Source organism: Synechococcus sp. PCC 6312, from assembly GCF_000316685.1.
In the GTDB taxonomy this organism is placed as follows: Bacteria; Cyanobacteriota; Cyanobacteriia; order Thermosynechococcales; family Thermosynechococcaceae; genus Pseudocalidococcus.
Genome location: NC_019680.1, coordinates 133,221 through 147,098 on the forward strand (window position 1 = coordinate 133,221; position 13,878 = coordinate 147,098).

11 protein-coding genes are annotated in these 13,878 nt (G+C 48.9%); 7 read left to right on the forward strand and 4 right to left on the reverse strand.

The window, feature by feature from the left end:
* Positions 1–6: 6 nt before the first annotated feature.
* On the reverse strand, positions 7–990 hold the full coding sequence (locus SYN6312_RS00595) for an alpha-ketoacid dehydrogenase subunit beta (protein ID WP_015122922.1): 984 nt from the start codon (positions 988–990) through the stop codon (positions 7–9).
* A gap of 170 nt (positions 991–1,160) precedes the next feature.
* Here SYN6312_RS00595 and SYN6312_RS18615 point away from each other — a divergent pair, with 170 nt between their 5' ends.
* Positions 1,161–1,604: a hypothetical protein gene (locus SYN6312_RS18615; protein ID WP_015122923.1), complete on the forward strand. Its 444-nt coding sequence runs from the start codon at positions 1,161–1,163 to the stop codon at positions 1,602–1,604.
* 80 nt (positions 1,605–1,684) lie between these two features.
* Here the strand turns inward: SYN6312_RS18615 and SYN6312_RS00605 are convergent, their stop codons facing one another.
* The 3 genes from SYN6312_RS00605 to petE form a co-directional block, all read right to left on the reverse strand.
* Positions 1,685–2,140, reverse strand: a complete 456-nt coding sequence (locus tag SYN6312_RS00605; protein ID WP_015122924.1) for a COG3650 family protein — start codon at positions 2,138–2,140, stop codon at positions 1,685–1,687.
* A 168-nt stretch (positions 2,141–2,308) separates the two neighbouring features.
* Entirely contained in the window at positions 2,309–3,535 is a 1,227-nt protein-coding gene (locus SYN6312_RS00610; protein ID WP_015122925.1) for an FAD-dependent hydroxylase, read from the reverse strand.
* Between the two features lie 26 nt (positions 3,536–3,561).
* Positions 3,562–3,984 carry a plastocyanin gene (gene petE / locus SYN6312_RS00615; RefSeq protein WP_015122926.1) on the reverse strand — a complete coding sequence of 141 codons (423 nt, stop codon included), beginning with the start codon at positions 3,982–3,984 and terminating at the stop codon, positions 3,562–3,564.
* Positions 3,985–4,277: 293 nt separating this feature from the next.
* On the opposite strand from petE, the gene nblB reads away from it, so the two are divergent.
* The 6 genes from nblB (at position 4,278) to SYN6312_RS18070 (ending at position 13,816) form a co-directional block, all read left to right on the forward strand.
* Positions 4,278–4,946, forward strand: coding sequence for a phycobilisome degradation protein NblB (nblB, locus tag SYN6312_RS00620; protein WP_015122927.1), 669 nt, complete (start codon positions 4,278–4,280; stop codon positions 4,944–4,946).
* 92 nt (positions 4,947–5,038) lie between these two features.
* Positions 5,039–7,168 carry a TIGR00300 family protein gene (locus SYN6312_RS00625; protein WP_015122928.1) on the forward strand — a complete coding sequence of 710 codons (2,130 nt, stop codon included), beginning with the start codon at positions 5,039–5,041 and terminating at the stop codon, positions 7,166–7,168.
* Between the two features lie 151 nt (positions 7,169–7,319).
* Positions 7,320–7,877 (forward strand): thioredoxin family protein, encoded by a 558-nt coding sequence (locus SYN6312_RS00630; protein WP_015122929.1) that lies wholly within the window; start codon positions 7,320–7,322, stop codon positions 7,875–7,877.
* 123 nt (positions 7,878–8,000) lie between these two features.
* Positions 8,001–9,248 carry an FtsW/RodA/SpoVE family cell cycle protein gene (locus SYN6312_RS00635; protein WP_015122930.1) on the forward strand — a complete coding sequence of 416 codons (1,248 nt, stop codon included), beginning with the start codon at positions 8,001–8,003 and terminating at the stop codon, positions 9,246–9,248.
* A 474-nt stretch (positions 9,249–9,722) separates the two neighbouring features.
* On the forward strand, positions 9,723–11,504 hold the full coding sequence (locus SYN6312_RS00640) for a bifunctional diguanylate cyclase/phosphodiesterase (protein WP_015122931.1): 1,782 nt from the start codon (positions 9,723–9,725) through the stop codon (positions 11,502–11,504).
* Positions 11,504–13,816, forward strand: a complete 2,313-nt coding sequence (locus tag SYN6312_RS18070; RefSeq protein ID WP_015122932.1) for an ATP-binding protein — start codon at positions 11,504–11,506, stop codon at positions 13,814–13,816. The genes SYN6312_RS00640 and SYN6312_RS18070 overlap by 1 nt, the downstream gene beginning before the upstream one ends.
* Positions 13,817–13,878 lie beyond the last annotated feature (62 nt).

Below are 13,878 nucleotides of genomic sequence, written 5' to 3' on the forward strand. Positions count from 1 at the left end.
CTTTCCTTAAATCTGATCAGCCGTCATTTTTTGCACCGCTTCCACAATCTGGGCCGGTTGGACAATGGTCAGGTTTTCTAAGCGACCGTTGTAGGGGGTAGGAATATCTTGGGAGGATAATCGCAACACAGGAGCATCTAGCTCATCAAAGTACCGCTCATGGATTGAAGCACTCAATTCTGCCCCAATTCCGCCTGTTTTCATGCATTCTTCCACAATCACCACCCGATGGGTTTTCTGGACTGAAGCCCCAATGGTGTCGTAGTCCAACGGTTTGAGGGAAATTAAATCAATAACTTCTGGATCATACCCTTGGCTTTCGAGGGTTTTGACCGCTTGGAGAACATGATGCCGCATCCGGGAATAGGTCAGGATCGTCACATCAGTCCCAGGTCGGACAATTTCTGCCTTATCCAAGGGCAACCAGTATTCTTCTGCGGGAATGTCGTCTTTGAGGTTGTAGAGAAGAACGTGCTCAAAAAATAAAACCGGATTGGGATCCCGAATCGCTGACTTCAAAAGACCTTTGGCATTGTAGGCCGTCGAGCAAGCAACAATTTTTAACCCCGGCACGGCCTGGAAATAGGCTTCTAAGCGTTGGGAATGTTCCGCCCCCAGTTGCCGTCCGACCCCCCCCGGCCCGCGAATGACTAGCGGAATCTTGAAATTTCCCCCGGAGGTATAACGCAACATCCCGGCATTATTGGCAATTTGGTTGAAGGCCAAGAGCAAAAAGCCCATGTTCATCCCTTCCACAATCGGTTTTAAGCCTGTCATTGCGGCTCCAACTGCCATCCCTGTAAAGGCATTTTCGGCAATGGGAGTATCCAGTAAGCGCAGATCACCAAACTTTTTGTAGAGGTCTTTGGTAACTTTATAGGAGCCGCCGTAATGCCCAACATCTTCCCCCATGACAAATACGGTGGGATCATGATCCATTTCTTCATCAATGGCAGCCCGAAGCGCATTGAACATTAACATTTCCGACATGGGCGCATCCTACAAAATCTAGCCTAAAAAAGATGACTATTTCTTACCTTATCAGAATCTCTGGATGGTTCCGTGATCCCAACCCCAGGCCATCGGGCAAGCGCAACCCAAAAATGAGGATGGGATTACCCTCCAGGCCGAGTTGAGCATCATTACAATAGAGCTTAACTATGCTAAGTTTTCTGGCTCTTCTTCCCCGCTCCCTGACCACGTTCCTCTATGCCGTTGCTGCTCTTTTAAGGTTCTATGGAAACACCAACACCATCCCCCTCCCCTTCATCTCCCTCACCCTCCTGGATTACAGCTTCTGGGCGTTTATCTTGGGGTCAACGGCTCTCTTGGTTAATCTCGGCCTTGAGTGGCACAGTGGACATCGAAATCGCACACGCGCAGAGGAAGAAAGAAGACGAATTAAGGATAGAGAAGCTCGACAAGATGATTTTGCAGAGCAAGAACGAGACCGAGCAGATCAGGAAAGAGAACGAGCGGCTCGCCGAGCTAGAATCCAAAATCGATTCGCTATTCTCCAAATACGGTATCAACTTACCCCAGGCCAAGAAACAGCAGCACCCTTAAGAGACTTTCTGGCTTTCCTAGAAGAGTACGGGGAATAACACAAAACCGCCAAGCTTGATCCAGGCCCTCGCAATTCAGAATCCCCCAAAACGCTCATTGATCATCCTGTTAGAGGTTCTCAGGTGCGGCCGGATGATGCCCTGGGATTGGCACAGCCATCATAGACCCGATTGTTAAAGACAAAAATTGCTCGATAGAGGTGGGTCTGATCGCTCATGCCGTCACTGCATTGGGTCTGAATGAGGGTCAGCGAGTTAGTCTTGCCCAAATTGAAAAATAAAACCAGTTCTTCTGGACGACCAGCCGCATACAGAGGACGAACATAGGGAAATTCAGCTTGAGTCCCTGCTGGCGTACTATAAGCAATGCCACTCGGAGTAATATTCACGCCCCAAAAGGGTTCTGTCCCAAATGCCCGAAACTGCCAGGCCGGGGAACGTTCTGCAACTAATTCTGGCTTTGATGGGGATTGGGAATTGGGGAGTTTTAACTGACCTGTGCCGCCCGCCCCCTCCAGAGTGAAACCCAACCAGAACATGGGGACAATTAAAGCCAGCCAGCGTTTTTGCAGCATCCTGTTTGACCTGATTTTTACTTAATGTTGAGCAATTCAGGGGGTGTTGTGATTGCTATTCACTATGACTGGTGCGCAGAGGAGAGATGTTCCAGGCTTTGTCAGTTTTTATGACGGGTTACAAATTCTTAACCCAGGCCAGGCTTAAATGCTCTCATAAAGCAGAATTTAGTTACCCCACAGGCCAGCCATAAACCGTAAGCTCAGATAGCGCAACAGGGCCACTCGCCCCAGACCTTGTAAAATCAACCGTCGTAGTTGGACAATGCCCCAGGCCTGGTTGGAAAAGAGTCGATTGAGGATGTCTGTAAACCCCAAGATGAGCCAGTTTTGCCACAGCCGCCAGCGTTGATAGCGCTTCAAGACCGAGGGTGTACCAATATCTTCCCCCCGCTCCCAGGCCTGGAGAATCACTTGGGCGAGGGCCGCTGCGTCCCGAATCCCTAAATTTAAGCCTTGTCCCCCCACTGGATGACAGGTATGGGCCGCATCCCCCACTAAGGCAAACCGGGATTGGACATAGGCCTGGCTCTGGCAAAGTCTGGTGGGAAATTGAAACCGTGGCCCGAGGATATGGAACTCTCCCATGGCCGGATCCAAATGGGGCTGGAGGGCTTGGCAAAATTCTCCATCGGTCATATTGACCGCAATATCGGCCTGGGGGGCGGGTAATGTCCAAACAATCCGATACTGAGTTGAGGAGAGGGGCAAGACACCCAAGGGGCCGGTGGGCCAAAAGCGTTCATAGGCAATGGGGGCCTGAGTTTGGCTAAATTCCAGGGTGGCGACCACACAGTTTTGGGGATAGGGCCAGCCTTGTTGGGTAATACCGACCTGTTGCCGGAGGGAAGACTGACTGCCATCGGCGGCAATGACTAGGCGGGCTTCTAGGGTTAAGGATTCACCTGTAGAATTGCTTAAACTCAACCGAGTGGTATTAGCCTGGGGGGTCATCCCTTGGACAACATAGGGACAGAGATAGTGAATGTTATCAGCGTGATTGATCGCCCCTTGCAGGAGGGAAAGTAATGCGCCATGTTGGGCCACATATCCAACCGTATCCGTGCCAATATCCCTGGCCTGGTACTGCACAATGTAGGGATAGTTCCCATCGGACAGTTTGACTTCGGTAAAGGGCTGTACCCGGGGCTCTAGATCTGACCAAATTCCCAGGCCGGCCAAAATTTTTTGAGAACACAAATGGAGCGCATAGGCCTGTTGTTTAGCCGCGGCCTGGGATTGGGTTTGACGTTCCACAACTGCCACGGTCAAAGCCTGATTTCGGAAAAAACTAGCCAAGGTCAGGCCGACAATTCCGCCGCCCACAATCACCAAATCATAGAACTGGCCTGGGCTTAAGGTTTCTGGGCTTGACCGTAATGCTGTGGCAACCATAGAAAATCTACAATCTGATTTAAAACTTAACCCGTAATGATTAGCTTTCCAACCATGCCAGCCCCCCGATGTGGCGCACAGAAATAGGCATATTCTCCAGGGGGCAACGCATCGGTAATTTCTAGCTCATAGGTTTCATTGGCTTTAACCATCAGCTTGCTATGGGAGAGTTCACCCACCAGATCAATGGTATCGGCGGGAACCTTACTGCCATCAAAGATCACATTGTGGGGAGGGAGCTTATTGTTCTGCCACTGGACAACATCCCCTGGTTTGACTGTTAGGGTTGCAGGTTCAAAGGCCAAGTTGCCACTATCGGATCCCATCCGGATGGTGTAGGTTTCTGCCGAGGCCACGGTGACCGGCCCCAACCAGGCCCCAATACAGGTGATGATCACCAAAACTAAGCTCAGGATATGGATAAAAGGACGAGAGAGTTTACTGTTCATCTGCAAAGCTTGCTCCTAACTGCGCCGTTCCTAGGGGAAGAAATTCTGTGAATGCTTAAGTTTTGTTAAGCTCCTTTTCATGTTAACAAAAGGGTCGTGGCCTGGACGAATCGCGCTGGGAATAGCCAGCCCTAGAAACCCTGGATAGGGTTACCCTAAGCCAATTTCCAGAAATTTAAGGATGCCTATTTACAGGGGGGGCGGGCTGAAAGTCTAAATAAGTTAATAAAACCGTCCTAAGAATCACTGTAGGATCTGCCTCAGTAAGTCTTAAGCAATGAATGGATTGAGGCATGACGACAGTAGCAGCAGTGCAAGCAGCTTTGGCTTCTGAAGATCTGGGAGATCGGCTTTCAGGTGTTAATCAACTCCGACAACTTCCCCCTGATGTGGCTTTTGAACTGATTCAGCCCGTTATTGAAGATGCCAATCCTCGGGTACGTTATGCCGCTGTTAGTCAACTGGCCAGTTTGGGTAAATGCGATCTAGAAAAAGCCCAGGCCATCCTCTGTGATCGTCTCCATAACGATGGGGAAGTGGATGTTAAAGCCGCCGCCGCCGATGCCATTGGTGCATTAAAACTCACCGAAGCTTTTGCTGACTTAGCTAGTGTTTATAGCAATACGTCCGAGTGGTTATTGCAATTTAGTATTGTGGCGGCTCTGGGAGAACTGGGCAATCCCGCTGCAACTCCCCTACTTTTGGCCGCTTTAGAAACTGATCAGGAACTCCTCAAATTGGCGGCCATTGGCTCCTTGGGGGAGTTAGGGGATAGGGCGATTTTGCCAGTCTTAGCCAGCTACATTGACTATCCCGATTGGCAAGTTCGGCATCGCTTAGCCATTGCGCTGGGGCAAATTGGCGGCGAACAGGCCCACAATCTTTTGCATCAACTTACCCAAGATAGCTCTAGCACGGTTGCGGAAACCGCCACAACTTTGTTGGCCATGCAGTCCGCCTGAACTCAGGTATAATGACACCCTATGCCCAAAACGGCTAAATTTTCGCGAATCCTGATTCTCCAATTCAATTCAGCAAAGGTTTCTCCCCCGCTATGAGTTCTGTCTTGCGCTTTCTCATGTGTGCCCCAGAGCACTATGACGTTGACTATGTGATTAATCCTTGGATGGAAGGCAACATCCACAAGTCCTCCCAACATCTGGCACAAGAACAATGGCAAGGACTCTATACTATTATTTCCAAACGGGCTGAAGTTGCCCTAGTTAACCCGGAAAAAGGTTGGCCGGATATGGTCTTTACCGCCAATGCTGGTTTGGTTTTGGGCGATACAGTTGTCCTCAGTCGCTTTTTCCATAAAGAACGCCAAGGGGAAGAACCCTTTTTCCAGGCCTGGTTTGAGTCCCAAGGCTACACCGTCTATACCTTACCCCAAGACTTACCCTTTGAAGGGGCCGGCGATGCCCTGTTGGATCGGGAAGGTCGCTGGCTTTGGGCCGGGTATGGTTTTCGGTCGGAGTTAGATTCCCATGCCTATCTGGCTAAATGGCTGGATATTGAAGTCCTGTCGCTACGGTTAATGGATGAGCGGTTCTATCATCTCGATACCTGTTTCTGTCCCCTCAGTGGTGGTTATCTTCTCTACTACCCGCCCGCCTTTGATGCGTACTCCAATCGTTTGATCGAGTTGCGGGTTCCCGCCGAAAAACGAATTGCTGTGATAGAACCAGATGCGGTGAATTTCGCCTGTAATGCGGTCAACATCCATCAAACCGTGATTCTCAACCAGGCCAGTGATGATCTCAAAAACGCCTTAAATACCGCTGGCTTTGAAGTAATTGAAACTCCCTTAACCGAATTTTTGAAAGCCGGGGGAGCCTCCAAATGCTTAACCTTGCGCGTCACCGAACCTGTGCAAGCGGATATTCACGCCCAGGCCAGCCTGGAAACCCGCATCATTCGCCTCGAAGGGCATTTACTCGATTCTGGCTTAATCAATCGGGCCTTGGATGTGATTGTGGAAGGGGGGGGCAGCTTCCAAGTCATCAACTTTAACTTGGGTGAACAACGGCAAAGTACCAGCCAGGCCGAAGTTCGCGTCACGGCCCCCTCGCGGGATGTCATGGACGAATTAATGGCCCAATTGATTGACTTAGGTGCCATTGCCCCGCCCCAAGAACTCTGTGATAACAGCCTGGAAACGGTGATCCAAGATGGGGTTGCGCCAGATGACTTTTACGTCACGACCATTTATCCCACTGAAGTGCGTATTAACTGCGAATGGGTAAGGGTGCAAGGGCAACGGATGGATGGGGCAATTGTCGTCCGACATACTCCTGAGGGGCCGGTGGCGGAATGTCGGCTGTTACGGGATTTAGTCAAAGGGGATCAAGTTGTGGTCGGTGTGGAAGGGATTCGCACGGTACGCAAACCTGAAAGTCGGGAACAACGGGGCAGCAGCCAAGAATTTAGTTTTATGGGGGCTGGGGTTTCTAGTGAACGCAGGGTGGAATTGGTCGTCGAGCAAATTGCCTGGGAACTACGGCGGATTCGGGATCAAGGTGGCAAAGTAGTGGTGGTGGCCGGCCCCGTGGTCATCCATACCGGCGGTGGCGAACATCTGGCCAAATTAATCCGGGAAGGCTATGTCCAGGCCCTGTTGGGGGGAAATGCCATTGCGGTGCACGATATGGAACAGGCGATGATGGGAACTTCCCTGGGAGTGGATATGAAGCGGGGGGTCTCGGTGCGGGGGGGACATCGGCATCATCTCAAGGTGATTAACCAAGTTCGCCGGGCCGGAACTATTGCCGCCGCAGTCGAAAAAGGTTGGCTGACCCAAGGGATTATGTACGAATGTGTGAAAAACCAAATTCCCTTCTGCTTGGCCGGTTCGATTCGGGATGATGGGCCGTTGCCCGATACCGAAATGGATTTAATTCAATGTCAGCGGGAGTATAGCCGTCTGATCCAAGGGGCGGACATGATTTTGATGCTCTCCTCAATGCTCCATTCCATTGGGGTGGGAAATATGACTCCGGCGGGTGTAAAACTCGTTTGTGTGGACATTAATCCGGCGGTGGTGACAAAACTTGCGGATCGGGGTTCGGTCGAGTCAGTCGGAGTCGTGACGGATGTCGGTCTGTTCCTGAGCTTGATGGTGCAGCAGCTTAACAAGTTAAATCGTCCCTATCAACAGGCCAGGCCTGGGCAATTGGTCTCTTGATAATGTGAGCATTTGATCCGCCAGGTTGAAGCAGCGAAACTCAGGGGAGGGAGTCGTGAGGGACAGTGTTCCGGCCTCTAGGATCATGACTGATGCTATACAGTAAAAACAGTTTGACTTGTCTTATTCCCCCGATCACAGGCACGCGATTATGGCGCAGGCATCACCAGCCACAGGGCAGCGGTTACGCAATTTTATGATTGTATTAGTCGCGGTTTTCTTGGGCCTATCCATTTATGTGGGTAGTGGCTCCCAAAACAATCCGGCCACCCTAGCTTATCAGGCCGAGAATTCAACCCCTTGGGCTGAGGCTCAAACCAATGGCAAGCCGACCCTGTTAGAGTTTTATGCCAACTGGTGCAGTAGTTGTCGGGCGATGGCCGCTGATATTGGCACGCTTAAGCAAGATTTCAGCGAGCGGGTCAACTTTGTCATGTTGAATGTGGATAACGACAAGTGGCTTCCAGAAATGCTGAAATATAACGTGGATGGGATTCCCCACTTTGTCTTTCTCAACCCCCAGGCCGAGGTGGTCGGGATGGCTATTGGTCAGCAACCCTTGAAAATTATGACCAAAAATTTAACCGCCCTCGTCAATGGTCAATCCTTAGAATTCAATCAAGCCCTTGGCGAAACATCGGCTCTGAAAGCTAATCTTGGCCCTCAAACCGATGATCCCCGCAGTCATGGGAGGTTACCAAGCCGTTAAGCTCAACCAAGGTGGCTAAACAGTCCCCCCTAGCATGGAATTTGCATTGATTGATCACCTGAGCCAAACACAGTCTAGGATGTCCTCAGCAAATGTAGCTCTTCAAACCAGGATTGAGTTGTTGTGAAGTGGTGGCAGTTTATCCCGTTTGTTACACCCGGTATTCGGGCTTGGAATCTTGAGGCGCGCCTGCTCCACTGGCTAACCCTAATTTGGTTGGGCCTGGGCCTGGTTGTCCTGTTTTCCGCCTCCTTTCACACTGGCCTGGCTGAAACCGGGGATGGTCTCTATTTTGTCGAACGGCAATGCCTCTGGATCTTTGCTGGTTGGGTTGGGTTCCAGTTTCTGGTTAATACTCCCCTAGACCGAATGATTCAGCTTGCCTTGCCTGGTTTTTTTGTCACCCTTGGCCTGGTCTTTGCCACCTATCTCCCTGGCCTGGGCAGTACGGTCATGGGGGCGACCCGCTGGATTAATTTGGGTATCTTTCAACTCCAGCCATCGGAGTTCCTTAAACCCTTTCTTGTCCTGCAAGCGGCCTGGGTGTTCAGTCAGTGGTTTCGCTTAAAACTGGTATCCCGCTTAGTTTGGTTAAGTATCTTTGCCATTACCCTGCTGAGTATTTTGCTCCAGCCTAACCTCAGCACCACCGCCCTCTGTGGGATGACCCTCTGGTTTATGGCCTTAGCCGCCGGACTTCCCTACTGGCAGATGGGTGGGAGTGCATTTTTAGGGTTTAGTTTGGCCCTAACCAGCATTAGCTTGCGAGAGTACCAACGGCGGCGGGTGATGTCGTTTCTAGATCCTTGGTCAGATCAAATGGGTGATGGCTATCAGCTTGTCCAAAGCCTATTGGCCGTTGGTTCGGGCGGAGTTACAGGGGCAGGATTTGGGATGTCTCAACAGAAACTAGGCTATCTCCCAGTGGAGCATACGGATTTTATCTTTTCGGTCTTTGCTGAAGAAACCGGCCTGGTGGGTTGCTTGTTCCTGTTGTTGTTACTCCTTGCCTACGGAGCCGTAGCCGTTAGAGTAGCTGACCGGACTCAAAATCCGACCAAGCGACTGATTGTAGTGGGCTGCTTGGTGATGATACTGCTCCAGGCCTTGATCAATATTGGGGTATCTATTGGAATTTTACCGACCACGGGTTTGCCCTTTCCCCTGTTTAGCTATGGCGGTAGTTCCATGATCGCAAGCCTGGCGATTGCTGGCCTCTTGATTCGGGCGGCACGGGAATCCCAAACATCAGCGGTGCGCTCAATTAATTCCCCGTCATCCCGTCAACCTCGGATCAGCCAACGTAAAAGCAAGCTGGCCTCAACTTCTGCCGGATTCCCGGTCTCTAGTTCTAAGACAATCCGGCCGTGAGTTGTGAATAGCCTTCGATTGATAAGAACATCTCCAACACTATCTTCCTAGGCTTATTAAAACCTCTTGCATATACAAGGTTTCCTGTTGCCCAGTAAAAACTCTAATTTCTGAATCTTTATTAATCTTTCAATCTTTTCACTATTTTCAGATGATCCCTGCTTACTATAAGTAATTGAGTCAAAAATTCTAAATTACTTTATACGGATAAACAGCGCAATAAATAACATTTGATCTCATTGCTATACATTTTATACCCTAATTCAAACAACGGTCAGATTAAGATTACGGTACAGTATGAAAAAATATTCAACTCTTTAACTTATTTAGAGATTCAAGTCGAAATAATCATTCAAACTAGTGATCCCATCCGTGATCTTGGCTTTTGTGAGCTGAAAACTGATGGTTTCTAATTCCCTATTGCCTGATTTTTCAGATTTTGATTTTGGTTCAAGATTACAGAGGTGCGAATTCATGAATACCGAAAATATTATCATTTTAGTCATTGAAGATGATGAAAATATTAGAGAAAATATTGTTGAAATGCTTACAGATGCAGGCTTTCAAGTACTGGTAGCTGAGAATGGTGTTTCCGGTTTGAGAATTGCCCAGGAGAATCATCCTAACCTGATTTTGTGCGATATTATGATGCCTCAATTGGATGGTTATGGGGTGTTATTAGCATTGCGGCAAAAGCCAGATACGGAATTGATCCCCTTCATTTTTCTGACGGCGCGAGCGGATCGAACTGACCAACGGATAGGGATGCAATTGGGAGCGGATGATTATGTCACTAAACCCTTTAGTCGGGCGGATCTCCTTGAAGCCATTTCAACTCGTTTAGCCAAGGCTAATTCTCAAGAAGGATACAGTGATGTCAAAGTGGCACGGGAGCGAGAAAAACTTGAGCAAATGTATCACTATGACCCGGACTCTGGCCTGCCGAATCGCTTCTTGTTGCGGCGAAAATTTAATGAAACGGTGGCTACCCGCAACAGCTTGGCGGAATTAGTCGGGATTCTCACGCTTCAGATTCTGCAACTGCGCCAGGTAGAAATGGTGCTCAATCCCCAAGAACGACAACAACTGATCCTGGAGTTAACCCGCCGTTTAAGGAGTCAGTTAGGGGAAAAGGATGTTCTTTTCTTGATGGATCATGACCGCTATCTGATTATTGCGGCTGTCCCTAAGACTCGGGGGGAAATTCAAAGCTTTGTTGAATTAATTCAAGAGGTGATGGCTCAACCGATCCGAATCGGCACATTTCGCACCCGCTTATCGGTACAGATGGGGATTAGTTGCTTCCCAGAAGATGATATTCGCTTAGAGGGACTGGTGGAAAAAGCGGATCTTGCCGCGAGTCTGGCTTCCGAGGACGTGACTTACGAATTTTATTCGTCTCATCATCGAGAAGAAAACCTCGAGCAATTGATGATGGAAGATGAGTTGCTCCAGGCCTTAGAGGACTCTTGGTTTCGGGTCTTTTATCAACCAAAAATTGATGCCAACACGGGGGCGATAGTCGGGGCAGAAGCCTTAGTGCGCTGTCAACATCCGCAGAAAGGCCTCTTACCACCGGCAAAATTTATTCCTATCGCTGAAGCAACGGGCTTAATGGTTCCGATTGGCTTAAAGGTTCTAGAACAGGTCTGCCTGGATCAAAAACAATGGCATAAGCTGAGTCTGCCGCCGCTGAAGATTGCCGTGAATCTGTCGCCCCTCCAATTTCGCCAGGCCAACCTGGATCAAACTATAGCCCAGTTACTCGCCACCCATGAACTTCTCCTTTCCCCCAATTTCCTCGAATTAGAAGTGACAGAATCCTGCTTAATTGCCAATGTGCCCCGGGCCTGTGAAATCTTAACCTCCCTGAAAACTTTGGGGATCACCATCGCCATTGATGATTTTGGGACTGGATACTCCTCCCTAGAGTATTTGCAAGTGTTGCCAGTGGATGTGGTCAAAATTGATCAGTGTTTCGTTCGAGACTTAGAGACGAATCCCAGGAACGCCAGCATTGTTAAGTCGGTGATTCAACTGTGCCACGAACTGAATTTGCAGGTGGTCGCGGAAGGAGTTGAAACCGTTGCTGAGGTCAGATTTTTACAGAGTCTAGGCTGTGATCAACTCCAAGGCTATTTGTTTAGTCGGCCGGTGCCAGAACCACAGTTTTATCAATTCTGGCTGGACTGGTCAGCCTCAGACGCACCAGAGCTTTCCCAGCTATTGCCAGTATTTGCGGATGAGGCGGGCTAATGCGTGTCCAAACGGATGCTTACGAGCAGAAACGACTGGAAATCCTCAAAAGTTGTCGCCTCTTAGACACGGTTCCCGACTATGCCTTTGATCAGATTGTTTTAACCCTGAAAGAAGTCTGTCAGGTTCCTGTGGCTCTGTTTGGGTTAATGGATCAGGAGCGAGAATGGTTTAAGGCCAAAGTTGGCTGTGGCTTAACTGAAGCCCCCCGCGAAACTTCTTACTGTAATGTTGCCCTACAACAGCAGCAAATGTTGATGATTCCCGATACGCTCCAAGACCCTGTATTTATCAACAAGCCGGCCTATTTGAATGAGCAATTGGTGCGGTTTTATGCCGGAATGCCCCTGATTACCCCGGATGGCTATGGCCTGGGGGTGCTGTGTATTATTGATTTTCTGCCCCGCGAGCTAACATCCAGCCAAGTCCAAACCATGACCGAATTGGCCCGGCAAGTGGTGATTGAAATTCAAAAACGGCGGGTGATCGAGAGTATTAACCTGGAGGCTCTGGAGCGGATTAGTCATCATCGCCAAGATCGATTCTTTTGGAAATTAGGCCTGGGGTTTGGCCTGGTGATTGCCCTGAGAATTGCCTCCGTCCTCCCCACTCTTTGGATGACTGCTCACGCTCAAAAACTCTCAACATCGGTCATTCATACTCAGGAGATACTAGCCCACATCAACGAGTTGGAATTATCGTTGCGTGAAGCCCAGTTAGCCGTGCGGAACTATACCATCCTTAATAATCGCACTACTAACCTAAATAACTATGATACTCAGATCAAAGATATTTATCAGCATTTAGCTCAATTAAAGATTCTAACAGAAGATAACCCCAATCAACAGATGGAATTAAGAAAGTTAGAATTATTAATGAATGAAAAAATTAAAATTCTTAATCAACTGATTGATGATATTGATCGTCAAAATGTTGATATCGTTAGACGAGCCTATATCACGACGGAGTCCAACCCGTTAATTCCAAATTTAGTCCAAACGCTAAGGAGAGTTAGAGACCGAGAATTAGTCTTACTCCAACAGCGACGAAAGGCTTTTAAGGAGAATGATGAGTTAAGCTCAACCATAACCTGGGCAAACTTGGGGATTACCCTATTAATTCTGATTGTGATTCTGATCTGGATTTATCGCGAAATCCGCCGCCGTTATCACCGAGAATCTAAAGCAAACCAACAGGAAGAATTTTTAGAAGTTACCTTGGCCAGCATTGGGGATGCCGTGTTGATGACTGATGCCGATGAAACGATTATCCTGATGAATCCGGTGGCGGAGGTGTTAACCAATTGGCCCCACCAAGAGGCGGTGGGACAGAAATTTTCAACCATTCTGAACCTGATCAACACCGAAACCCAAGCACCCTATCCCTCCCCCGCCACTGCGGCTATTAAGTCTCAGGTGAATCAATCCCTACATAGTGCGGTGTCCTTAGTCCGGCGAGATGGAGAAAAAATTGATGTTGATGATAGCTGTGCCCCAATTATTGGCTCCAGTGGTTTAGTGGAAGGGGTAGTCATGGTGTTTCGGGATATTTCTGAGCAACGCCGCCAAGAAGAACAACTGGCCCAAACCCTGAGCCGCGAGCAAGAGATTAATGGCTTAAAAACTAGCTTTATTTCGATGGTCTCCCATGAGTTTAGAACTCCCCTCACGAGTATCTTTTCCTCAACTGAACTATTGGGATCTTTTGATGGAAAAACGAACCCAGAACGGCAAAAAAAACATTTTGAACGCATCTACTCCTCCATCTACCGCTTAGAACAAATGCTGGATGATGTCTTACTGATTGGTCGGGTTGAATCAGGTAAGTTGCAGTTCCAGCCCGATGCCATGAATTTAGAATTTGTGATGAAAGATATTGTTGATTCGATTCAAGCGGGGATTGGCCGCCATCACCAGATTAACGTTAGTTTTGACAATGTGGATCAGCCAGTCTTCATGGATGCCAAACTGATTAAATATATTTTTACCAATTTACTATCCAATGCCGTCAAATACTCGTTACCGATGCATCCTGTCGAGGTGAAGGTTGCCATTGTCAACGCCGGGGTTGAAGTCCAAGTGATTGATCAGGGGATTGGCGTTCCGGCGGAAGATTTACCCAAACTGTTTCGGACATTTCAACGGGCTAGTAATGTTGGCAATATTCACGGCACCGGCCTGGGGTTGAGTATTGTTAAAACCTGCGTGGATTTGCATGGCGGCTCAATTCAGGTGGCAAGTGTTTTAGATCAGGGGACTCGGTTTCGGGTGTGGCTCCCCAATCATTTGGCGGTTTTATCTAAAGCTAGCTAAACAGGATTGACTGATGGCCTAAGGGGGAGATTTTGGGTGGCTAGGAACTGCCTTGGTATGGT